The 22,951-nt window shown below is 72.4% G+C and carries 19 protein-coding genes and 1 tRNA gene; 8 read left to right on the forward strand and 12 right to left on the reverse strand.

The genetic code is table 11. From position 1 onward, the window contains the following. The first annotated feature begins 13 nt into the window (after positions 1 to 13). Entirely contained in the window at positions 14 to 277 is a 264-nt protein-coding gene (locus tag H958_RS0100380; RefSeq protein WP_028057208.1) for a 4Fe-4S dicluster domain-containing protein, read from the forward strand. Positions 278 to 407: 130 nt separating this feature from the next. On the opposite strand, the gene H958_RS0100385 is transcribed toward H958_RS0100380, so the two are convergent. The 7 genes from H958_RS0100385 to H958_RS0100415 all read right to left on the reverse strand — a co-directional run bounded on the left by H958_RS0100385 (position 408) and on the right by H958_RS0100415 (position 7,080). After that, positions 408 to 1,553, reverse strand: coding sequence for an Mrp/NBP35 family ATP-binding protein (locus H958_RS0100385; RefSeq protein ID WP_028057209.1), 1,146 nt, complete (start codon positions 1,551 to 1,553; stop codon positions 408 to 410). A 21-nt stretch (positions 1,554 to 1,574) separates the two neighbouring features. Beyond that, the gene (locus tag H958_RS42470; protein WP_196807137.1) at positions 1,575 to 2,147 is read right to left on the reverse strand and encodes a response regulator; all 573 of its coding nucleotides are present in this window, start codon (positions 2,145 to 2,147) and stop codon (positions 1,575 to 1,577) included. Positions 2,148 to 2,385: 238 nt separating this feature from the next. Continuing rightward, complete coding sequence (locus H958_RS0100395) at positions 2,386 to 3,030, reverse strand: response regulator transcription factor (protein WP_028057210.1); 645 nt, start codon at positions 3,028 to 3,030, stop codon at positions 2,386 to 2,388. After that, positions 3,027 to 3,974, reverse strand: coding sequence for a HAMP domain-containing sensor histidine kinase (locus tag H958_RS0100400; protein ID WP_037408765.1), 948 nt, complete (start codon positions 3,972 to 3,974; stop codon positions 3,027 to 3,029). Before H958_RS0100400 ends, H958_RS0100395 begins: the two co-directional genes overlap by 4 nt. Before the next feature lie 394 nt (positions 3,975 to 4,368). Beyond that, positions 4,369 to 4,980, reverse strand: a complete 612-nt coding sequence (locus H958_RS0100405) for a hypothetical protein (protein ID WP_028057212.1) — start codon at positions 4,978 to 4,980, stop codon at positions 4,369 to 4,371. 189 nt (positions 4,981 to 5,169) lie between these two features. Beyond that, positions 5,170 to 6,204 carry a zinc-dependent metalloprotease gene (locus H958_RS0100410; protein ID WP_028057213.1) on the reverse strand — a complete coding sequence of 345 codons (1,035 nt, stop codon included), beginning with the start codon at positions 6,202 to 6,204 and terminating at the stop codon, positions 5,170 to 5,172. A gap of 21 nt (positions 6,205 to 6,225) precedes the next feature. Next, positions 6,226 to 7,080 (reverse strand): inositol monophosphatase family protein, encoded by an 855-nt coding sequence (locus tag H958_RS0100415; protein ID WP_028057214.1) that lies wholly within the window; start codon positions 7,078 to 7,080, stop codon positions 6,226 to 6,228. Between the two features lie 20 nt (positions 7,081 to 7,100). Between H958_RS0100415 and H958_RS0100420 the strand changes: the two genes are divergently transcribed. Beyond that, positions 7,101 to 10,301, forward strand: a complete 3,201-nt coding sequence (locus H958_RS0100420; protein WP_196807138.1) for an ATP-dependent helicase — start codon at positions 7,101 to 7,103, stop codon at positions 10,299 to 10,301. A gap of 49 nt (positions 10,302 to 10,350) precedes the next feature. Here H958_RS0100420 and H958_RS0100425 read toward each other — a convergent pair whose 3' ends face one another. Then, complete coding sequence (locus H958_RS0100425) at positions 10,351 to 11,220, reverse strand: PAC2 family protein (RefSeq protein ID WP_037408911.1); 870 nt, start codon at positions 11,218 to 11,220, stop codon at positions 10,351 to 10,353. A gap of 45 nt (positions 11,221 to 11,265) precedes the next feature. Between H958_RS0100425 and H958_RS0100430 the strand changes: the two genes are divergently transcribed. From H958_RS0100430 to H958_RS44700, 6 genes are all read left to right on the forward strand, one after another. Further along, positions 11,266 to 12,126, forward strand: coding sequence for a 3'-5' exoribonuclease YhaM family protein (locus tag H958_RS0100430; RefSeq protein WP_037408914.1), 861 nt, complete (start codon positions 11,266 to 11,268; stop codon positions 12,124 to 12,126). Between the two features lie 75 nt (positions 12,127 to 12,201). Next, positions 12,202 to 13,146, forward strand: a complete 945-nt coding sequence (locus H958_RS0100435) for an NAD-dependent epimerase/dehydratase family protein (RefSeq protein ID WP_028057217.1) — start codon at positions 12,202 to 12,204, stop codon at positions 13,144 to 13,146. An 88-nt stretch (positions 13,147 to 13,234) separates the two neighbouring features. Then, the gene (locus tag H958_RS0100440; protein WP_028057218.1) at positions 13,235 to 14,311 is read left to right on the forward strand and encodes a hypothetical protein; all 1,077 of its coding nucleotides are present in this window, start codon (positions 13,235 to 13,237) and stop codon (positions 14,309 to 14,311) included. Continuing rightward, entirely contained in the window at positions 14,311 to 16,638 is a 2,328-nt protein-coding gene (locus tag H958_RS33890) for an FTR1 family iron permease (RefSeq protein ID WP_037408766.1), read from the forward strand. The genes H958_RS0100440 and H958_RS33890 overlap by 1 nt, the downstream gene beginning before the upstream one ends. An 81-nt stretch (positions 16,639 to 16,719) precedes the next feature. Next, positions 16,720 to 16,812, forward strand: a tRNA-Sec gene (locus H958_RS45775). Positions 16,813 to 16,920: 108 nt separating this feature from the next. Beyond that, positions 16,921 to 17,163, forward strand: a complete 243-nt coding sequence (locus tag H958_RS44700) for a hypothetical protein (protein WP_037408768.1) — start codon at positions 16,921 to 16,923, stop codon at positions 17,161 to 17,163. On the opposite strand, the gene H958_RS42475 is transcribed toward H958_RS44700, so the two are convergent. The 4 genes from H958_RS42475 to H958_RS0100465 all read right to left on the reverse strand — a co-directional run bounded on the left by H958_RS42475 (position 17,118) and on the right by H958_RS0100465 (position 22,920). Next, positions 17,118 to 20,735, reverse strand: a complete 3,618-nt coding sequence (locus tag H958_RS42475) for a M14 family metallopeptidase (protein WP_028057219.1) — start codon at positions 20,733 to 20,735, stop codon at positions 17,118 to 17,120. The two genes, H958_RS44700 and H958_RS42475, sit on opposite strands and share 46 nt — an antisense overlap. 154 nt (positions 20,736 to 20,889) lie before the next feature. Then, positions 20,890 to 21,111: a hypothetical protein gene (locus H958_RS45780; RefSeq protein ID WP_156027564.1), complete on the reverse strand. Its 222-nt coding sequence runs from the start codon at positions 21,109 to 21,111 to the stop codon at positions 20,890 to 20,892. Positions 21,112 to 21,259: 148 nt separating this feature from the next. Next, positions 21,260 to 21,940, reverse strand: coding sequence for a GAP family protein (locus tag H958_RS0100460; RefSeq protein WP_081685466.1), 681 nt, complete (start codon positions 21,938 to 21,940; stop codon positions 21,260 to 21,262). A 116-nt stretch (positions 21,941 to 22,056) separates the two neighbouring features. Beyond that, a complete protein-coding gene (locus tag H958_RS0100465; protein WP_196807139.1) occupies positions 22,057 to 22,920 on the reverse strand; it encodes an alpha/beta hydrolase in 864 nt (287 codons plus the stop codon). Between the last annotated feature and the right edge of the window lie 31 nt (positions 22,921 to 22,951).

Here is a 22,951-nt window from a genome sequence, read left to right on the forward strand (position 1 = left end):
CACGATTCCCGACATGGCTTACGTCATTGCCGAGCCCTGCATCGGAACCAAGGACAACTCCTGCGTCGAGGTCTGCCCCGTCGACTGCATCCACCCGACTCCCGACGAGCCCGACTACGACAAGGTCGAGATGCTGTACATCGATCCCGAGGAGTGCATCGACTGCGACGCCTGCGTCGAGGCGTGCCCGGTCGACGCGTGCTTCGCCGAGGACCAGCTCCCGGAGGAGTGGGCGAGCTACGCGCAGCGCAACGCGGACTACTACGCGGGTCGCTAAGGCCCTCGCACTCGCCTGCACGATCGCGTCGCTGATCCAGGCGGCGCCGGCGGCGGCGCTGGACGGCGATCTCGGGTGAGATCGCCGCCGACGTGCCGCCGCACGGCACGGCGCCGTACCGCGTGAGCGGCTAGGCCATCGGGAGCGACATGCCGGCCGGCTTCGGCGGCCCGGCCGGGACCACGTCGAGCACGGGCAGCTCGAACGGCGCCGGCTTCTCGAGCGCGATCAGGCCGCGCGCGGCGTGGCCGATCGCCTGCGCGGCGGCGTCGTCGGGGTCGACCGCCACGAGCGGCACGCCGGCGTCGGCCTGCGCGCGCAGCGGCATCGTGAGCGGCACCTGGGCGAGCAGCGGCACCTCGAGCTCGTCGGCGAGGCGCCGGCCGCCGCCCTCGCCGAAGATCGGGTAGCGCTGGCCGTCGGGCGTCGTGAAGCCGGACATGTTCTCGATCACGCCGCAGATCTCCAGATTGACCTTGTCGGCCATCTGCGCCGAGCGCCGCGCGACCTTCTGCGCGGTGTCCTGCGGGGTCGTGACGATCAGGAACGTCGCCTGCGGCAGCAGCTGCGCGAGCGTCATCGAGACGTCGCCGGTGCCGGGCGGCAGGTCGATCAGCAGGTAGTCCAGGTCGCCCCACGCGACGTCCTCGAGGAACTGCGTGAGCGCCTTGTGCAGCATCGGGCCGCGCCACACGACCGCCTCGTCCTCCTTGAGGAAGAAGCCGATCGAGATCACCTTCAGGCCGTGCGACTCCAGCGGGAGGATCTTGCGCTCGGCCGAGACCTGCGGGCGCTGCCCGCCGAGGCTCAGCATGCGCGGGATCGAGTAGCCCCAGACGTCGGCGTCGAGCACGCCGACCTTCTTGCCCTCCGCCTGCAGCGCGGCGGCCATGTTGACGGTCAGCGAGGACTTGCCCACGCCGCCCTTGCCCGAGCCGATGCAGACGATGTTCTTGACCTGGGCGAGCGCGCCCTCGGGCAGGCCGGTCGGGCGGCCGAGCGTCTTCTTGAGCCCTTCCTTCTCCTGCGCCGACAGCACGTCGAAGCCGATGTTGACTCCCGTGACGCCTTCGACGCCGCGGACGGCGCTGCTCACGCCGGTCTGGAAGTGGCCTTTGATCGGGCAGCCGGGGGTCGTCAGGGAGACCGTGACGTCCACGACTCCCAGCTCGGAGATGTCGATGGAGCGGACCATCCCGAGCTCCACGATGTTGCGGTGCAGCTCCGGATCGATGACGACCTTCAGCGCCTCGAGGATCTGATCTCTCGTGGGCATGCGGTCATTGTCGCAGGCCGCTCACGCGAACACCGCCGCGCTCCGGCGCTCCGCGAGTCTGCTCAGCATCGCCCAGCGCCGCGCCCGCAACCACTCCGGCTCCAGCCCGAGCGTGGCGGCGACCTCCCCCTCCTCCACGCCGTGGGCCAGCATCCCCAGCACGGGGAGGTCATCCGGGTCGAGCGCGCGGCCGGCGTCGCGCAGCCCCCGCGGATCGAGCTCGAGCCGCGCGCGGCCGGCGCCGGCCTGTCTCAGCACCGACACCAGGCTGCGCGGCGCGGTCGCCTTCGCGACAACCGCGCTCGCTCCCGCGATCGCCGCGCGCACGGCCATCGCGTCGTCGGCGAACGCCGAGTAGAGGACCACGCGCGGCGGCACCTCCAGCGCCCGGGTTCGCAGGCACAGCGAGAGTCCGTCGTCGTCGGGCAGGTGGTGGTCGAGCAGAGCGAGCGCGGGGCACAGGTCGGCGATCGCCTCCAAGCCCTCGCGCGCGGTCGCCGCGGTGGCGACGATGCGGAGGTCCTCCTCATCCTCGAGCAGGCCGCGGAGGCCGGCGCGAACGGCGGGATGGTCGTCGACGAGCACGAGGTCCATGCCCGGATCCTCGCGGCTCGTGGCGCGCCGCACCATCCGGGGCGGCCCGCATCTGGCGCCGATGCGGACCCCTAGGAGCCTGTTGGACTTTGAACCGTCGATGCGAGGTGGTGCGCCCGTGGATGCCGGATGCCGGGCCCGTGCCTAGGCATACCGGTGCGTCTTCCTGGGCACGGGCCCGGCCAATCCGGCGCCGCGGGCGTGCCGCATCGCGCGGCGGGGAAAGTTCAACGGGCTCCTAGGGCTCCACGAGCCCGCGCCGGATCGCGTAGCGGACGAGCTCGACGCGGTCGCGCATCCCGAGCTTGGCGAGGATGTTCGTGCGATGGCGCTCGACGGTCTTCTCGCTGAGCACCAGCTCGGCGGCGATCTCGCGCGTCGTCCGCGACTCGGCGACCAGCTTCACGATCTCGGTCTCGCGCGGGGTCAGCGGGTCGTCCGGCGGCGACTCGCCCCGCCGGGCGCGCTCGACGAAGTCCCGCATCAGGGCGCGCACCGCGCCGGGGTAGAGGAACGGCTCGCCGCGCATCGTCGCCCGGCAGGCCTCCACGAGGTCGCGGTCGGCGACGCTCTTGAGCACGTAGCCCGAGGCGCCCGCCCGCAACGCCTCGAACAGGTACTGCTCGTTGTCGTGCATCGAGAGGATCAGCACGCGCAGGTCGCCGCGCCGGCTGGTCAGCTCGCGCGCGGCCTGCAGGCCGGTCATGCGCGGCATCGAGACGTCGAGCACCGCGAGCTCGACGTCGTCGCGCAGCCCGAGCCGGACGGCCTCTGCGCCGTCGCCCGCCTCGGCGACGACCTCCAGGTCGGGCTCGCCTTCGAGCACGAGGCGCAGCCCGCGGCGGACCACGGCGTGGTCGTCGGCGAGCAGGATGCGGGTCATGGCAGCTCCAGGGTGACGCGGGTTCCTCCCAACGGGCTCTGGTCGAGCCGGAGCGTCGCCCCGATCAGCACCGCGCGCTCGCGCATGCCGCGGATTCCGCCGCCCTCCTCGCCGCCGCCGCGCCCGCCGCCGTCGTCGTCGATCTCGAGCGCCCGCCGCGCGAGCCGCACCTGCGCGCGGGCGCCCCCGGCGTGGCGGGCGACGTTCGTCAGCGCCTCCTGGGCGACCCGGTAGATCACGAGCTCCGCCTGCTCGTCGAACTCGAGTCCCGGCTGGACGTGCACGTCGACGACGAGGCCGGACTGCTCGGCGAAGCGCTCGCCGAGCACGCGCAGGGCGCTCGCGAGCCCCAGGTCGTCGAGCGCCTCCGGGCGCAGCCGGCGGGCGATCCGGCGCACCTCCTCGAGGCTCTCGCGCGCGGTCTCCTGCGCCTCGAGGACGCCGTCGCGCGCATCCGCCGGCACGTGGCGGGCCGCGCGCCCCAGCTGCAGCACGACGCCCGTGAGGGTCTGTCCCACGCCGTCGTGCAGCTCCTGGGCCACGCGCAGCCGCTCCCCCTCCTGCGCGGCGAGCGCGCGGCCGACGCTGTCGCGCCGCTCGGCCTCCAGGCGGTCCAGCATCTCGTTGAAGGCGTCGGCGAGCTCGGCGGCCTCGGACGCGCCGCCGCCGACGCGCAGGCGCGGCCCGGGGCTCAGCGGGTCGATCCGGCGCGCTAACGCGGTCAGCTGGCGCAGCGGGGCGAAGGCGCGGCGCAGGAGGAGCAGGTTCAACGCGAGCATCAGCAGCAGCCCGCCGGCGAAGATCGCCAGCTCGCGGACCGCGACGTTCGAGACGCGCGGGGAGAAGATCAGCGCGGTGATGATGCAGGCGGCGGCGAGCACGGCGGCGTTGCCGATCGCGACCCGCCAGAACAGCGCGGGGCGCAGCGCGCGACGCGGAGTCATCACGAGATTGTGAAGCAGGTTCCCACCGGCACGCCGACCGCGAGCCTGCGCGTGGGGGTCTGGCCACGCGCACGCCGCCAGTGATGCGGTCCGCACGTGCCGGTGGGCCCTACGTCCATGTCGCATCGCAGATTATGAGGGCTCGCTGAGCCCGGGCGCAATGCGGGGCACCCCGTATCTGCCCGTGGGGAGACCCTCAATCGCGCGCCGCGGGGGCCCTTAAGCACCGACGCCGCGCCCCGAGGGGCACGGCGACGGTTGAGGGAGGAGAGGGTGCTGCGCCTGCCGGCCAGGTATGAGGGCTGACAGGCCCCGCCGACGGGATATGAGGTCGGCAGGCCTACCCGCGGTGCGCCGCCTCTCCGGCCGGCGCGCGGGGGAAGTCCGTTGTGGCTTACGCCAGCGCGGTGACGCGCTCCTTCGCGATGCTGCCCACTCGCTCGGCCGCCGCAACGCCCGTCTGGACGACGGTCTCGACGCGGCCGGACACGCCGGTCAGCTGCTCGGTCACGACGTTGCGGCGGCGCGACGCGTCACGCTCGACGCTCGTCACCTGGCGCTGCGCGGCGTTGCGCTGACGGCGGACGACGCGCTCCATGCGGGTGCGCGCCTTCTTGACGTCGCGCTCCAGCTGGTTGCGCGCGGTCGTGCCGCGGCGCTCGAAGCGGCCCTCGAGCTGCTTCAGGCGGCGCTCGGCGGCCTTGCGGGTGCCGTAGTTGTCGACCAGCGTCGAGGCGACGTCGAGGACGCGGTCGCGCGCCTCGAGCGTGGCGCCGACGTACACGAGCGCGGCGCGCTCGGCGAGCGACCTGCCCTCGCGCGCGGTCGCGCGGGCGGCGTTGGCGTTCGCGGCGGCGGCACTGCGGGTCTGGCGCTGCGCTGTCGTCCGGGCGCGACGAGCGGCCGTCTTCTTGGCGGCGGCCTTGGTGCTCGCCGGCTTGCGCGCCGTCGTACGACGGGCGGCGGGCTTGCTCCGGGTGGTGGTGGTGGTGGTGGTCTCGGCCATGTGGTTCGCCCCCTATGGAGAGTCTTCGGCTCGTCCGACGGACCGTACCCATCGAACATATGTACGTAAACCCGAGCCTGGACTTCGTTACAGCGGGCTGCAGACTTTGTAGCACGCCATCGCGGAAAACCTCGTGAACACGCGGTAAAGATCCCCGCGACTTTGTGACATTCCGAACGCAGGTTCGAATCAGGCGGACTTCTTGAGGCGCTTCGGCTCGACCCGTGCGAGCCACGCCGCGGGGTCGTCCAGCTCCGGCATCGTGGGCATCGACTCGGGGCTCTCCCAGACGCGGTTGAGGCCCTCGATCCCCACCCGCGCGACGACGCCGTCGCAGAACGCCTTGCCCTGCTCGTACTGACGCATCTTGAGGTCCATCCCGATCAGCCGCTCGAGCACCTTCAGCAGCCCCGACCGGTCGCGCCGGCGGCGCACCAGCGCCGTCCGCAGCGCCGGCAGGTCGTCGAGGATCTGCTCGCCGACAGCGTCCATCACATGCTCGGCGTACCCCTCCAGCACGGCCATGAACGCCTGGACGCGATCGAGCAGCGCGCGCCGCTGCGGGCCGACGACGATCGTCGCCAGGCCGTCCTCGCGCGCCTGCTCGAACAGGCGCCGCAGGTCGGAGATGTCGGGCAGGCGCAGGAGCGCGCGCGGATCCACCTGCAGCGCACCGAGCAGCTCGGTGACCGTCTCGGCGAGATAGGGACGCAGCCAGGGCACGCCCCCGAACTGCAGCGCGTGCGTGGTCTCGTGCAGCGCGACCCAGCGCAGCAGCTGCTCGTTGTCGGCGTCGAGCGCGTTGGCGGCCTGGGCGAGGTTCGGCGCGACGAACAGCAGCCGCGCCGGCGCCTCGGGGTCGAGCACCGGGAAGTCGTATTGCCCGAGCACGCGGCCCGCCAGGAAGCCCGAGACCGCGCCCGCCTCGATCGCCAGCAGGCCGCCGGCGACGACCCCGAGCGGCCCGAGCCCGCCGGAGAGCCGCTGCGCGGCCGGCTCCAGCACGGTCTCGAGCGACTTCAAGTTGGCGTCGATCCACCCTTGGCGGTGGAGCGCCTCAGGCGCGGGGACGGGGTCCGCCGCGGTCAGTCCGGTGTACTCCGAGACGAGCCGCTCGCTCTCCGCGGCCGGCGCTTCGACGGCCTGGAAGGGCTCAGGATCGCCCGCCGGCTGCAGCCCCGCGATGCCGCGGGCGACCGTGCCGGCCAGGTTCCAATCGATCACCCTTCAAGGATGGCAGGACCCCTACTCGGGCCATAAAGGCAGCGTCGCCGCGGCCACGAGCCCTTCCTCGGTGCGGGCGGCGATCACCGGCGAATGCGGCTCGAGGTCCAGCGGCGCCGCGAGCGGGTCGTCGTAGGCGATGAACGACACCAGGCCACCGGCCTCGCGCACGATCAGCTGCGCCGCGGCGGCGTCGACGGCGCGGCAGCGCCGCAGCGAGGCCATCGCGTCGAAGCGGGCGGCCGCGACCTGGCAGAGGGAGACCGCGATCGCGCCGATCGCGCGCATCCGGTGCGCCGTCTCGGCCATCGCGTCGGCCGAGCGCATCACCCAGCGCGGATCGGCGGACTCCACGCCGATCACCTCGAGCTTGCCGTCGCGCGTGCGCCGCTCGCCGAGCGAGGGATCGAGCCGGATTCCGTCCAGCTGCGCGCCGCGCCCGCGCCACGCGACCCACTCCTCGCGCGGCCCGAAGTCCTGCACGAAGCCGAACACGACGTCGGCCATCGTGCCGCCGTGCGCCACCGCGACCGACAGCGCGTAGTGCGGCAGCCCGCGCTTGGCGTTGGTCGAGCCGTCGATCGGATCGATGATCACCTGCACGTCGGTCGAGCCGAAGTCGACCACCCCGCGCTCCTCGCTGACGGCCGTGAAGCGCGCGCCGCCGGCGTAGAGCGCGTCCAGCTCGGCGAACACGACGTCTTCGGCCGCCTCGTCGATCAGCAGCGTGCGATCGCCGCCCTCGCCGCGCGTCCCGGTCTCGCGCACGCGCTCGGCGATCGTCGGGCGGTCGCCGAGCATCCCCCGGATCGCGGTGACCGACCGGCGGCAGGCCCCGAGCCAGTCGGCGGCGTCGGGGTCTGAAGCGGCGGCCATGCGCGGCTTATCTTATGGAGGTGCCTGTTGTGCTGACCTCCGCGCAGCGCGAGGCCGTCGAGCACGCCGGCGGCCCGTTGCTCGTCCTCGGCGGCGCGGGCACCGGGAAGACCACCGCGCTGGTGGAGCGCTTCGCGCACCTCGCGGCGCCGGGCGGGCCGGAGCCCGTGCTCGCGCTCACGTACGAAGGTGGCGCCGACGCGCTGCGCGAGCGCGTCGAGGACCGGCTCGCGGGGCCCTACGAGGAGCTGTCGGTGACGACGTTCAGCGGCCTCTGCGCGCGGCTGCTGCGCGACGAGGCGCTGGAGGCCGGGATCGATCCGTTCGCGACGCCGGTCGCGGCCGCCGACCGGCTGGCGATGCTGCTCGAGCACATCGACTCGCTCCCGCTGCGCCATCACGACCTGCGCGGGAATCCGAGCGCGACGCTCGGAGCGATCGTCCTGCGGATCGACCGCCTCAAGGACGAGCTGATCTCCGCCGCCGACTACGCCGCGTGGGCCGGGACGCTGCCGGAGGACGCCCGCGGCGCGCGCGAGCGCGAGTTCGCGGCGCTCTACGCGCGCCACGACGCGCTGCTCGAGGAGGCGGGCGCGCTCGACACCGGCGACCTCGTGCTGCACGCGTTCCGGCTGCTGCGCGAGAAGCCGCACGTGCGCGCCCGGCTGGCGCGGCGCTACCGGCACGTGCTCGTGGACGAGCTGCAGGACACGAGCTTCGCCCAGGGGCTGCTGCTGCGGTTGCTGGTCAGCGAGCACGGCGGCATCAGCGCGTTCGCCGACGACGACCAGACGATCCACCGCTTCCGCGGCGCGGCGACCAAGAACGTGCGCGACTTCCGCGCCGAGTGGCCGCTGGCGACGGTCGTGCGGCTGGGGATCTCCCTGCGCTCCGGCGCGCGCGTGCTGACCGCCGCCCGCGCCGTCGTCGAGCCGATCGAGGACCGGCTGGAGAAGGAGCTGGAGCCGCTCGACGGCGCTCCGGCGGGCGAGGTCGCGTTCTGGCGCTGTGCGTCCGACCGCGCCCAGGCCCAGGCGGTCGCGACCGACGTGGAGCGGCTGATCGCGCGCCAGGACGTCGCGCCGGAGGACGTCTGCGTGCTCGTGCACTCGGTGCGGGCCGAGGGACAGGCGGTCGCGGTGGCGTTCGAGGAGCGCGCCGTGCCGTACCACCTGTCGGGCGCCGCGGCGTTCTTCCAGCGCGCCGAGGTGCGCGACCTGCTGGCGTGGCTGCGGCTGCTGGTCGACCCGGGCGATGCGGGCGCGGTCGTGCGCGCGCTGGCGCGCCCGCCGGTGGAGCTGCGGGCGATCGACCTCGCGCGCGTGACGCAGATCGCGCGCCGGCGCAAGCTCGACATGGTCGCGGCGCTGTCGGCGGCTCTGGAGTCCCCGCAGATCCCGCCCGAGGCGCGCGAGCGCATCGTCGCGTTCCTGAAGCTCTACCGCGCGGCCGCGGCGGCGCTGGACTCCTCCCGGCCCGACCTCTACGTCCACCGGCTGGTCGAGCGCCTGGGCCTGCGCCGCCAGCTGCTGTTCGCGGCCTCGACCGAGGTCGTCGAGCGGCTGCGCAACCTGGCGCGCTTCGCCGAGCTGGCGGCCGCCTATGTGCGCCGCGCGCCGCAGGCGACGGCACGCGAGTTCGCGACCTCGATCGCCGCCGTCGCCGACGCGGGCCTGCGCGAGGACGAGGCCGAGCGCGCGGAGGGCGCGCGCGGCGTGCGCGTGATGTCGATGCACGACGCCAAGGGACACGAGTTCGACCACGTCTACGTGCTCGGGGCGATGTCGGCGCGGATGCCCGGGCCGCGGCGGCAGGTGCTCGAGCCGATCCCGGACGCGCTGATCAAGGAGACCGTGCCGCCGATGTCGCGCGCCGCGCACGCCGCCGACATGCGACGGCTGCTGCACGTCGCGATGACCCGCGCGCGGCGCCGGCTCGTGGTCGCCTACCCGGAGCGCACCGACCGCGGCGCGGTGCAGCAGCCGTCGCCGTTCGCCGAGGAGGCGCGCGCCGCCGTCGGCGGCGAGTGGGAGGAGCGCGAGGAGGAGCTGTTCGGGCCGGCCGAGACGCTGCAGTCGACGTTCCGGCTGCTGCGCGACGAGCTGCTCACGACCGTCTCGCAGGTCGGCGGCCGGCTCGGCGAGCTGCGCTTCGACACCGACCTCGACGTCTCGCACGCGGTCGTGCGCTACCTCGAGCTGCTCAAGCTCGCGGCCCTGCTGGAGCGCACGCGCGGCAACGAGCAGTCGGTCGCCGACGTGCTCCCGGAGGTCAACGCGCGGCTGCTGGCCAGCGCCACGTCCGAGCAGCGCGAGATCTTCGAGACGTCCGCGCTGGACGACTACCTGCTCGACGCCGAGCGCGACGAGCGGCTGCGCCAGAAGGCGGTCGCGGCGCGCACCGAGCCGTCGCTGGAGACGTTCCTGCCGCGGCGCGGGGACGGCCTGGTGCTGTCGGCCACCGACATCGAGACCTACCGCACGTGCCCGCTGAAGTACAAGTTCGCCCGCGTCTTCAGGATCCCGAGCGAGCCGACGATGAACCAGCGCTTCGGGATCCTCGTGCACCAGGTGCTGGAGCGGTACCACGCGGGTGTGACGTCGCACGGAGGTCAGCGAGGCGATCAGGGAGATGCCGCGGGCGCGGGGTCTCGACGACCGGAGGGCGAAACCTCTCTTCCCGAGCTGCTCGGGCTCCTAGAGGCCGGCTGGCGGCGCGGCGGGTTCGGCGACTCCGAGGAGGAGCGCCAGTTCCGCGCCAAGGCGACGCAGGCGCTCGTCAGGTACCACGACCGCTTCCGCGAGGACGACGGCGAGCCGGTCTGGTTCGAGAAGGGCTTCGCGTTCCGGATGGGCCCGCACCTGCTGCGCGGCCGCGTGGACCGCGTCGACCGGCTGCCAGACGGCGGCTACGAGCTGATCGACTACAAGACCGGGCGCCCGAAGAGCCGCGCCCAGCTGCGCGAGGACGTCCAGCTCTCGCTGTACGCGGTCGGCGCGCGCGAGTCGTGGCAGCTCGACGCCGCCAGCCAGGCCTACTACTACGTGCTCGACGACGAGAAGGTGCCCGTCGAGCGCTCCGACGACGACCGCGACTGGATCACCGAGACCGTCTTCACGGTCGCCGACGGCATCCTCGGCCAGGGCTTCGAGCCGACGCCCTCATGGTCGGCGTGCTCGATGTGCGACTACCGGATCGCCTGCCCCGCCGCTGAGCGGTAGACGTAACGTCGGGGCGCCCCCAGAGACGCGCCCTCGACGGCCATCGGCCCTATCCCTGGCCTCTTTGTCGCAGGAAGCGCTGGAACTCGCGCGCGAGCACGTCGCCCGAGGGCAGTGAGCCCGGGTCGGGCCGGGCGTTCTCCTCGTCGGCGGCGCGCTCGAGGCGCTCGACGAACGCCTGGACGTCGGGGTCGAGCTCCACGGCGCGGGAGACCTGGCGCTCGTAGTCGCCCGCGGCGTCCTCGAGCTCGGTGGCGTCGACGGTCACGCCGACGAGCGACTCGAGCCGCCGCAGCAGCGCCAGCGCGCCCTTCGGGTTCGGCGCGACGGCGACGTAGTGGGGCACCGCCGCCCACAGCGAGGCGGACGGAAGCCCGGCGTCGGCGCAGGCGGCGTGCAGGACGCCGATGATCCCCGTCGGGCCCTCGTAGGTCGGGGCCTGCAGCGAGAGCCGCTGCACGAGCGCGGGATCGGTCGCGTGCGCGGTGACGGAGACCGGGCGCGAGTGCGGCACGTCGGCGAGCAGCGCGCCGAGCAGGACGACCATCTGGACGCCCAGCGCCTCCGCGAGGTCGACGACCGTGCGGGAGAACGTGCGCCAGCGCATCGCCGGCTCGGGGCCGGACAGCAGGACGAGGTCGCGCGGGGCGCGCGGCACGCGCGCGGCGTGCACCTCGAATTCCGGCCACTCGATCATGCGCGAGACGCCGTCGACCAGCCGCACCATCGGCCGCGTCGACTGGAAGTCGACGAACTCCTCCGGGTCGATCACCGCGAACGGCTCCGCACCCAGCGAGCCGGCCACGAAGGTGAGCGCGGACGTCGCGGACTCACCGGCGTCGTTCCAGCCCTTGAAGGCGCAGATGAGCGCCGGGGCGCGAAGCCCGTCGGGACGGCTATCCCAGCGGAGCGGCTGCATGTCCTCCACCGTACCGCGTCCGCTCGGTGCCCCATATTGGACGGCGTGTCCGAGAGTGCACCGACGATCGCCACGCTGCGCGCCGGCGACGAGGTCGACGCCGTCTTCGCCTGCTCGCGCAAGGACCGCCTGCAGGCGCGCTCCGGCACGCCGTATCTGGCGCTCGAGCTGCGCGACCGCACGGGCGCGATGCCCGGCCGCGCGTTCCGCGACGCGGACCTCCTGGCGGGGCGCTTCGAGCGCGGCGACCTCGTGCGGGTGGTGGGCCGCGTCGAGCGCTTCCGCGACGAGTTGCAGATCGACGTCCGCGCCATCGCGCGCGCCCAGCAGGCGGATCCGGCGGCGTTCCTGCCCGTCGCCTACCGCGACGTCGACGAGCTCGAGGGCTTCCTCGAGCACTTGGCGCGCGAGGTGCACGATCCCGGCTACCGCGGGCTGTTGGAGCGCCTGCTGGCCGACGAGGCGCTGCGCGCAGAGTGGCGCCGTGCGCCGTGCACGCGGGCCGGCCACCACGCCTACCTCGGCGGGCTGCTCGAGCACACCGTCGCGGTCGGCACGCTCGCGCTCGAGGTCAAGCAGCTGCACCCCCGTCTGAATCCGGACCTGCTGCTGTGCGCGGCGTTGCTTCATGACATCGGCAAGACGCGCGAGTTCACCTACGGCGCCGAGATCGGCCTGAGCGAGGCCGGCCGGCTCGTCGGGCACGTCCAGCTCGGGATCCAGCTGCTGGCCGAGCACCCGCTGCCGGAGGACCGCCGCCTGCCGCTCGTGCACTGCATCCTCACGCACCACGGGCCCGAGAGCGCGCCGGGGCGGCGGTTCGGCTCACCCGAGGCGCTCGCGCTGTACCGGATCAACGCGCTGGACGCGAGCGTGAAGGGCGCGCTCGAGCACGGCCTGCCGTGACCGCGGGGTGGAGCCGTCAGCGCCGGCGGGCGGGACCGTAGCGGTCCACGACGCGCAACTGCTAGGTTGCGCTTCATGCGGATCCTGATCCTCGGCGGCACGATCTTCCTCGGCCGCCACACGGCCGTCGAGGCGCTCGCCCGCGGGCACGAGCTGACGCTCTACACGCGCGGCCTGCACGGCACGGACCTGTTCCCCGAAGCCGAGCACGTGCGCGGCGACCGCGCCGACCTCACCCCGCTCCAGGGCCGCGCATGGGACGCGATCGTCGACACCTCCGGCTACGAGAGCGCGCACGTCGCCGCGTCCGCGCGGCTCGACGCCGGCCACTACGTCTTCGTGTCCAGCTGCAACGTCTACCCGGAGTGGCCTGATGTGCCGGTCGACGAGGACTCGCCGACGTGGCTCCAGGGCGACGACTACGGCCAGCAGAAGGCGGCGAGCGAGCGAGCGGCAGAGGCGGCGAGGCCCGGGCGCTTCGCGACGGTCCGCGCCGGGCTGATCGTCGGCCCGCACGACAACGTCTTCCGGCTTCCGTGGTGGGTCGAGCGGATCGCCCGCGGCGGCGACGTCCCCGCGCCCACCTCCTGCGGGCTGCAGCTGATCGACGCCCGCGACCTCGCGAGCTTCCTGCTCGACCTCGCCGAGGGCGCCGTCGCGGGCGCGTTCAACGGCACCGCGCCGATCGGGCAGACGACGTTCGCCGAGGTGTTCCAGCTCGCCCGCGCGGCCACCGGCTCGGACGCGCGCCCGAGCTGGATCGAGGATGCGGCGCTCGAGCGCGCGGGCGTCGAGCCGTGGACCGAGCTCCCGCTGTGGCTGCCCGCGCGCTACGAGGGGACGTGGCGGGTCGGGACCGACCGCGCGCGGGCCGCCGGGCTGCGCACGCGTCCCGTGCAGGAGACGATCGCCGACGTCGCCGCCTGGCTGCGAGAGCGACCGGAGCTCCCCGAGTGGCGCGCCGAGCACCGTCCGAAGCCGATGAGCGCCGCGCGGGAGGCCGAGCTGCTGGCGCTGTGATTCTTAGGGCGCCCTAACGCGAGTCGTGCTATGAATTCGGGCACCCTAACTCCACTCATCACGGTCTCCTTAAGCCAGAGAGGTCTTCATGCGCGTCCTGATCACCGCGGCGGCCGCCGCCCTCGCCCTGACCGCGTGCGGCGGAAGCGACGAGCCGAGCAGCAAGCGGACCCCGCCCGCCGCCCAGGGGGCCGGCCTCGGGGCGATCAAGGCGTATCTGCTCGAGCACACCGAGCGCCTGAAGGCCGACACGGCGCGGCTGCGGACCGACGCCGAGGCCTACTACGAGCTCGCGAAGGGCGCCGGGTTCGACTACGCGGGGCTGCTGAAGGACAAGCGCGCCCAGGTCGCCGCCGCGGTCAAGCGGGTCCAGGACGACCACGTCAAGGCCAACCCGTCCTACGAGGAGATGGAGGGCGTCGTCGCCGGCGTGCCCGAGCTGGCCGACTTCGACGTGATCCTCGACGCGGGCGGCGACAAGTCCGACCCCCGGAACGCGGTCCCGTTCTCGCTCGAGACGCCGGCGGGCAGGAAGTTCGAGCAGCCCGGCAACTTCTTCGCGCTGATCGAGACGAGCGCGTTCGGGACCGAGCCGAGGTTCACCGCCAAGGGCGTCGAGCCCGATCTCGACGGCGATGGCAGGGTCACGTTCCCGGAGGCGCTCCCGGACGCCGACTTCCTCGTCGCCGCCGCGCGCGACTTCGCGGACAACGCCGCCGAGCTCGACGCCGCGGCGCGCACGTGGCAGCCGAGCCTGCAGGACGCGTTCACGGCCGTCGTCGTGATGACGCCGACGATGTCGGAGTACTTCGGGGCGTGGAAGAACTCGCGCTTCGTCGCGGGCGAGAACGCCGAGGAGAAGGGCTTCGTCGCGACCTCCCGGCTCGCCGACATCCGCGACATCCTCGGCGGGATCGTCCTGATCTACTCGAACATCGAGCCGAGCATCGCGAAGGCCGATGCGGCGCAGGCGGCCCAGACGGAGACCTCGCTCGAGGACCTGCACGCGTTCGCCGCCCGGCTCTTCGGCGAGGAGCAGGACGGCAAGCGGTTCAACGCGTCAGACGCCGACACGCTCGGCACCGAGGCGCAGCGCAATGCCGAGGCGATCGCCGGCCAGGTCTCGCAGGCCGCGGGCCGGCTCGGCATCGCGCTCGAAGACTGATGCGCGCGCTCCTGCTCGCCGTCGCCGTACTGCTCGCCGCGCCCGCGGCCGCGCGCGCGGCGACGCCGTGGCAGTCGGCCGACCGCGTCGCCGACCGGCTCTTCGACGCCCAGACCGAGCTCGTGCTGTCCGGCCCCCGTGAGGCGTCGGCGGACGTCGCGCGGGCGCGCGCCGCCTATGCGGGCGAGCTGCGTGCCGGAATGGGCGCCTCCGGCGCCGCGGTGCGGGCGGCGCTGGCCGCCGCCGCCCGCGCGGCCCGGACCGGCGACCAGCCGGGACTCGCCGCCGCCCGCGGAGCGGTCCGCGCGGCGCTGTTCCACGGCGCCTACGACAAGACGCTGGCGGCGACCGCCGCCGGCGACGCGGCGACCGCCCGCCGCTGGCTGCTGCTGCGCGAGTACCGCACGGCGACGCGCTTCACGCGCCCCGGGGCCGGCGCGACGCTGGCGCTCGATCAGCTCGCGCGCGGCACGCTCTCCGCCGCCGCGGCCCGCCAAGCGGTCGCCAAGGACCTGCTCGACGCCTACCAGGCGCGGCTGCGCGACCTGCTCGCCGACGCCCGCCGCGGGCTCGAGCAGGGCCTCGCCGTCCGCCGCGCCGAGGCGGGCGCGCAGGCGAACGGCTACTTCGCCATCCTCGCCCGCCGCTACCGCGAGGACCGCGGCGCGGCGGCGGAGCGCTCCGCCTCGGCCGCCTTCGCGGCGCTGCCCCAAGCGGGCGACGGCCTCCCCACCGCGCTCGATCGCGCGACCGCCGTGCTGGAGGGCTTCACCGCTGCGCCGTTCACGCCCGAGGAGGCGGCGCGGCGCGCGCAGCAGCTGCTCCAGTTCCTCGCGCTCGTCCCGGTCGAATACGGCCGCGGCGTGAAGGGCACGCGCGTGACGCGCGACTTCGAGATCCAGGAGGCGGTCGCGTTCCGCTCCGCCGCCGTCGCGGCACTCGGCGACCTGCGCGACCAGCTCGCCAAGCGCGACGATGCCCGCACGAAGGCCGCCGAGACGTCCCTGGCGCAGCTCGGCGCCCTGGTCGAGCACGCGCAGAAGTCCGAGGAGGGCGTCGCGCCGCATCCGCAGGTCGAGGCGGTGACCGCGAGGACCCAGCGGGCGCTGAAGGGCGCGATGCCCCCGGCGTGGACGAAGAAGACCGACGAGTCCGACTACGACCTGATCGCGCTCACGCTCGACCGCTTGGAGGCGGCCGCCGGCGCGGGCCGGTACCGCCAGGCCGAGCAGGCGCGCCTGGAGGCCTACGCGTTCTTCGAGTTCGGCCCGGAGCGCCGGCTGCGCTCGTTCGACCAGGGCCTCGCGCTCGACGTCGAGGGGCTGATCTGGTTCGGCGGTGCCGGCCAGGACGGGCTGGCGACGCAGATCGCCAACCGCGCGCCGCGGCGCGAGATCCGCGAGACGCGGCTCGCGCTCGACCGCAAGCTCGCCGACGCCGCCGCGACGCTGGGTGACTCCGCCGGCAAGGCGACCGTCGTCACCAACTCGGCGATCATCGTGTTCCGCGAGGGCCTCGAAGGCGTGCTGATCCTCGCCGCGATCACCGCGTCGATGGTCGGGGTGCGCGCGCGCCTGCGGCGACCGGTCTTCATCGGCGCGCTCGCCGGCCTGCTCGTGAGCGTGCTCACCTGGGTACTGGCGCAGACGATCCTGCGCTCGCTCGAGCAGTACGGGGAGAAGCTCGAGGCGGTCGTGGGACTGCTCGCGATCGGCGTCCTGCTGCTGATCACGAACTGGTTCTTCCACAAGGTCTACTGGTCGGAGTGGATCGGGAAGTTCCACCGCCGGCGCAAGCGCTTCGAGCGGCTCGGGTCGAGCGGCTTCCTCTCCGGCCAGGTGCTCGGGATGCTCGTCCTGGGCCTGACGTCGGTCTACCGCGAGGGCTTCGAGACCGTGCTGTTCCTGCAGTCGCTGCAGCTGAGCGCCGGCACCGCGACCGTGCTCGAGGGCGCCGGGCTCGGCCTCGCCATGACGCTGGCCGTCGCGGGAGTCACGTTCTACTTCCAGCGCAAGCTGCCCTACAAGAAGATGCTCGTCGTCACGGGCGTGCTGATCGGCTTCGTGCTGGTCGTGATGGTGGGCCAGACCGTGCGGACGATGCAGGGCACGGGCTGGGTCCCGATCACGCCCGTCGACGTCACGCTGCCGTACTGGAGCGGACTCTGGTTCGGCGTCTTCCCGACCCTCGAGACGCTCGGCGCCCAGGTCGCGGCGGCGGCGTTCGTGATCGGCTCCTACTTCCTCGCGCAGGAGCTCAAGGTCAACCGCCCGCGGCGCCGGGTGCGCCGGCGGACGGCGGCAGAGCCCGAGCTGGTCCGCCCTTAGGTCCGTTGCGCCGGCCCGCCTCGGCCGGCGACCTCGGCCGCGCGGCGCGCGAGGCCGCCCGCGCCCCGTAGCCTTCAGGCCGGAGCGGCCCGGGGCTGGTGCCCCAGCCGGTCTTCAAAACCGGTGAGCCGTCGCAGCCCGGCGGTGGGTAGGTTCGATTCCTGCGCCGCTCCGCTCGCTCTGCGAGGCCAATACACCATCCGAGGGTGGCGATGAGCGAGCGCGCCGGTAGGTCGGCGGCAAGCCGGTTCATCGCCTCGCGCCCATCACATCGAGGGCGTCGTGGCGACCGAAGTGCCCGGCGTCGAGCGCCACATCTATGCCGCGACCTACGGCGAGCCGCCCGACCTGCCCGCCACCACGGCCCTCCTGGCAGCCCTCGCCGAGGCCGCCACGACGGTGACCTCGTCTTCGCCAGGACGACTCGAGAAGGGTCTGGCCCCGGAGCACGCGGACGCGCTCCGGGGCTGGTTGGGACCCTACGGGGTGGTCGTTGACAGCGTGAACGTCAGCGTCTTCGCGTAGTTGCCGGTACGGAGGGCGTCCGTACGGCCCACGTGCTGCTTGAACGTGACGGTCACGACATCGTTCGAGACCGGCCTGTTCCACGTGGAGAGCGTGGTGGGAGCGGACGAGCCGCCCACCGCGCCGCCCGCGGCGGCCGTGGTGCCGGCGCTGGCCGCCGAGACGGTCAGCTTGCTCGGCAGCGCGAAGGTGCCGTTCACCAGTTGGCCGGTGTTGGTGGAGCTCGGGTCGGCGATGCTCAGCATCGCGTCACCGGCCGTCGAGACCACGGTGGCGGTCGACGAGGCGGTGTAGTCGTTGTCGATGCCCGCCGTGAACGAGCCGAACGAGGCCGGCCCGCCCAGCGTCAGGGCGAGCGTGGCGGGCACGGTGCCGGCGGTGGAGCCGTTGACGTTGGTGGCGTCCAGGACGCGGTAGTTGACGGTCTTGACGAACACGTTGCCGACGTTGTCGGTCGCGGTGATCGTCAGCACCTGCATGCCGGCAGTGCCGGTCGGCAGGTTGGAGCCGCTCGCGGTCGAGCCGACGCACGAGGCGACGCCCGAGCCACCCTGGTCGTCGGCGCACGAGAACATGAGCTGGACCGGACGGCCCTGCGTGTAGACCGCGCCCTCCGGGATGTTGACCGTGACGGTCGGAGCCGTCTGGTCGAGCAGGAAGGACTTGGACTGGACCGCCTCCTGGTTGCCCTTGATGTCGACCGCGAGCCACTTGACGGTGTTCGCGCCCGGCTTGGTGATCTTCAGGATCTCGCCGATGCTGCGCGCACGCTGGTTGTTGTACGTGGGCGACGCGAGGGTCGGGGTGGAGCCGTCCGTCGTGTAGTGGATGACCGCCGCCTCGTCGTTCCAGATGAAGCGGTAGGGGATCGGGTCCTTGGACTGCGTGACGTTGTCGGCGTCGAGCGAGGTGCTCGGCGCCGTCGTGTCCATCGCGTAGTCGTAGGCGGACTCGACGAGGCCGTAGTTGCCGGCCGCGAACTCCATCGACTCGTCGTGACCCTCGTTGACCAGCGAGCCATCGGCCGGGCATGCGCCCTGGCCGCCGCCGGTCCCGACCGCACCGAAGCACGGCTGGAAGCCGACCTGAGTCGGGACGATGCCCGTGGTCGTGTTCAGCATCCGGTCGGCGCCTGTCTCGAACGAGTAGGCGATGATGCCCTTGCGGTACCAGCCGTCGTCGGCCGAGTTGCCGGCGGCGGAGTAGAGCACGTCGGCGATCGGGCCGGTGCGCTCCGGGAGGATCACGGTGCCGCGGTAGTCCTTGATCCGCTTGAGGATCTTCTCACCGGCCTGGAAGAAGTAGTTCTCGACGCCGATGTTAGGGGCCGGGGACGTGGTGCGGGAGCCGTCGTTCTTGTACGAGCCCGGCGCCCACATGAAGTACCCACCGTAGGAGTGGATGTTGTTCATGAACTTGATGTTCGGGAACGTGTCCGCGACCCACTTCTCGTTGCGGGTCTCGGGCTCCGAGTACTCGAACGGACCCGCGAAGGTCTCGTTCGTGCACGAGGTCGACGCGCCGAAGTAGCCGTCGAACAGCGAGTACTCGCCGCTGTTGCGGTTCATGTCGACGCCCCACGTCGCACGCGCGGCGGGGTCGAAGTTGCCCGTGGTCGGGCAGTAGTTGACCATCGTCTTGCGCTGGACGGACGCGTCGTACATCGAGAAGTGCGCGCCGTCCGGGTTGGAGTTCGGCGAGATGAAGACCTCGACGTTGTCCAACAGCTGCTTGGTCTGCGGGTCGGTCGCGTAGTTCTCGACCAGCTCGTGCGCGGTCTCCTGGCAGGAGAGGCTGGTGGTCCACTCGCGAGCGTGCTGCTGGCAGAAGAGGAACACGCCCACCTTGGAGCCGTCACGGTGCGCGCCGATGCGGTACAGGTGCTGCTGGAACGGACCACGCGTGACGCTCGGGGGAGCGTTGAGGAAGTCCGACAGGTTGGTCTGCGCGCGGACGGGCACGATGCCGCCGCCGGCGCTGCCGCGGAAGGTGGTGGCCGTCAGCAGCGCGGCGGCCTCCGGCTTGGCGTTGATCGCGGCGACGACCTGGGCGGCCGTCGAGCTGAGAGCGCCCGCGGCGTCGGTGCCGATGGAGACCTCGACGAGCTTGCCGTTGACGGCGACGCTGAGCGGCTGGTTGGCGCCGGTCTGGCCGCGGAACTCGGCCGCGACCTGGTTGCCGCCCAACTGGCCCCAGTCCTTCGTGGTGAGCACGACCGCGCGGGTCGCCGCCGTCGCGGCGTTGACCAACACCGGCTGGAGCTTGAACGTGAAGTCGCCGAGATCGCCCTGGAAGCCCGAGATCTCGAAGGTATATGTGCCGGCCGTGGTCAGCACACGGCTGATGGACTCAGGGCTCGTGCCCGTGTCGACCGTCTGCAGGGTGGCGCCGGTGGGGCTCTTCAGGGTCAGGATGAAGTCGGTCTCGCCGGACGGGATCGCGTCCACGACCGCGATGATCTCCTGCCCCGCGGTAGCCGTGAACGGGATCCTGGCGACCGGCTGCGCGGCCGTGATCTCGCCCGTGGTGTCGATCAGCGGGGCGCCCACGGTGGGAGGCGGAGCCGAGCCGATGGCGCCCGTTCCGTACATGATCGCCTGCGACTTGCGCTGGTAGCCCGAGGTCTTCTCGGGCATGTTGATGACGTCCACCAGCTCCGGATACTTCGCGGCCAGCGCGTCGAGGTCGGCGCGGGTCTCGGTCGGATCCTGGTAGTGCGTGAAGAACTCGGTCTTGAAGCCCGCGACGTGCGGCGGGAGGTCATGGCCGAGCCACTCGCTGACCGGGAAGGTCTCCGTGCTCGCGGCGGCGCCGCCGCCGGTCGCCGCGGTGGCGACGCGGATCTGTATGTCCTTGGCCGACAGGTTCGCGTAGCTCCCGGTCAGGCGGACGAGCTGCCGGTGGTACATGTATTCGTCCGGCGTCGGGTCGGTGTCGATGAAGCGACCCATGTTGGTCGCCGTCGAGTAGACGCCGTCCGGGCCGGCGTAGGAGAGCGCCAGCGACGGGCCCGTGAACGCGTTGTTGGAGCCTGCGACGCGCTTGGTGGACTTGTTGTAGGCCTCGACGTAGAGGAAGCGTGCGGTCGTGCGGCCGGTGTTCGGGCCGACGGCGTCCGTGAAGACCACGGCGCGCTGGATGACGGTGTCGCCCTGACCGGGGACGACGGACTTGCCCTCGACCTTGCCGGCGCCCTTGAGGCCGTGCTCGGCGACGTCGGCGGCGACGGCCTCCTGGTCGATGATCTGCTGGCGCTCCTTCATGCGCTGCGGACCGGTGTCGGAGTCCTCGATGACCCGGCCGATCTTGTAGCCCTGGGCGGCCAGCACGGCCTTCTGCTCGGCCGTCACGAAGACGTTGAGCAGGATCGAACCATCGTCCTGCACGGACTTGTACTCGGCGGCGTCGTAGTCGGACACGACGCTGTCGACGGCATCCTGATCCGGCACATACACCTGGACCAGCTGCTCGAACGGGATGCCGTTGTCATCGGCGGCGAACGCCGGCGACTGGCTTGCGACCAACAGCAGCGCCGACGCGGCCAGCGCGACGAGCGGCTTTCTCCCAACCATGGGCAGACCCTCCGTTTGTATACCCTCTCCCCACCTGCGATGAGTGGGTGCTGAGTATCTGAACAGAATCCGGTGGGGCCTGCCGGATCCGGCCGTGGAGATCGCTCCACGACGGGACCTTCGGCTAGGGCTCAGGGCGACTGGGTCGCGCGGCTCAGTTCTCCGCCGTCTCGACCGTCGGAAGCGGCTCCTCGGCACGCTTCAGCAGATTGGTGCGGATGTAGCTCCGGTTCCGCGCCAGGGCCCTGGAGATCCTCACCTTGTGGATCCCATGGAGGTAGCCGATGCACCAGTCGAGTTGTTGAAGCGCATCCTCGGCAGCTCGGCGGAACCTCTCGTCGTCTCGTCGCGATCGATTGGCGTTCTGATCGGCCATCCCGGTGCTCCTTCCCACTTCGCGTCCGCCGCCGTTCGCGCGCGGGCGCACGTCCCTCTGAGGCCGTTTGTCACGCGTGGTACCCCCGGAGCGGGCGCCGCGAACGAGATCTATCGTCGCCCCGAGGCTCTTCCGAGCCGATGGGACGTCAAGCAAGCGTGATCAGCCCGCGGACCGTGAGCAGGACTCCCACGGTCGTTGCGCCGATCACCGCTCCCTTGAGGCCGTTGCGCGCAAACCAATCCTTCAGCCGCTGCACCGCCGTCGGCGTCCAATCGGGGGCGACGGCGAAGCTGATCAGCGGAAGCTCGAGCAGTGCCAGCATGATGATGTTCACCATCACGATCAGCAGCACCGACTGGGCGGCGCCTGCGTCCAGCTTGACGATGCCGATCAGCGCCGCGAGGTAGGAGGCGCCGGGAAGCGTGAGGAGCATCCCGACGACGAAGGCGGCCCACGGCGAGCCCGTGCCGATCGCGCGCCTCCAGCGCGGCGGCTTGGAGTCCCGCTTGGCGGCCGCACGCGCGTGCCGCCATTCGACGACGCGCTCATGACGCCGGGTTCGGAGTACGAAGGCGATCAGGAGCAGCAGCGCTCCGATCACGAGATCGGCCAGCGGGCTGACCGTGTGTCTCACCGTGCTCACCGCCCCCGAATCCTCCAGTTCGAACACGATGAGCGTGCCCAGCGTGAGGCTTGTGATGAGCGCGCCGCACAGGAAGCCCAGCATCAGCTTCTTGGGATCGGGCAGCAGCAGCATCACGGTCGTGGCCGCCAGCAGCGATGGGTTGGCCATCGCCGTGAGCGAGAAGAACAGCACCTGTTTCATCGGCCCGGGCCGACCATCTCAGGTTTCAGACCGCATGGACGCCTTGCGTGGCGCTCTCGAGCAGAGCCGCCGCCGCTCGCGGGGGCCGACCGCGAGCGGCTGCTGCCCCTGCCGGCTTAGCCTTGGCCGACCGGCACGGGCGCGAAGCGCCGGACGAAGTCGAGCGCCGTATCGGCGACCTCGCGCCAGCCGGAGTCGATCGTCAGCGCGTGCCCGCGCCCGGGGATCGTGACGATCTCGGTCACGCCCTCGTTGCGCTCCTCGCGCTTGAACGACGCATTGGCGATCGCGAAGGGCACGGTGTGGTCCCGCTCGCCCGCGATGATCAGCAGCGGCCCGCGCTCCGGGTTCTCGCTGTCGACCTTCGCCTCCGTCCACGGGTTCAGGTTCGCCGTCGCGGCCTGGAACAGCGGCTCCCCGGGCGCCGGCACCGCGAACGCCTCGTAGAGCGCCTGCGCCTCGTCCTCGCGGACCGCGTTGGCGAACGCGTAGCGGAACTGGTCGTAGGTCAGGGGCACGGCGCGGTTGCGGTTGAGCGGGTTGCCGAGCACCGGGGCCGACGAGCGCAGCGCCGAGATCGGCAGCGGCAGCACGCCGCGGAACGGCGCGGGCGAGATCGCCACCGAGACCGCCGCGAGACCGCGGCCGGCGAGGATCTCCGTCAGCAGGCCGCCGAACGAGTGGCCGACGATCGCCGGCTTGGCGTCGAGGCCCTTGATGATCTCCTCGTAGTGGTCGGCGACGTCCTCGATCCCCTTGCCGGCGAACACCTCGGGATGCTCGTTGGCCGCGTCGACGGTCTCCGGGTCGTCGGGCCAGCCCGGCGAGAGCGCCGCGTAGCCCGCCGCCTCGAAGTGCTCCGACCAGCGGTCCCAGCTGCCGCCCAGCAGCCAGAGCCCGTGGATGAAGACGACCGGCGTCCTCCCGGACGCGTTCGCCTCGGCTACCTGCCGCGCCTCGTGCTCAGTGATCGTGCTCACGGGTGTGAGCATGTCACGCCCGTGACCTCCC

The organism is Candidatus Solirubrobacter pratensis, assembly GCF_000425945.1.
Lineage (GTDB): Bacteria > Actinomycetota > Thermoleophilia > Solirubrobacterales > Solirubrobacteraceae > Solirubrobacter > Solirubrobacter pratensis.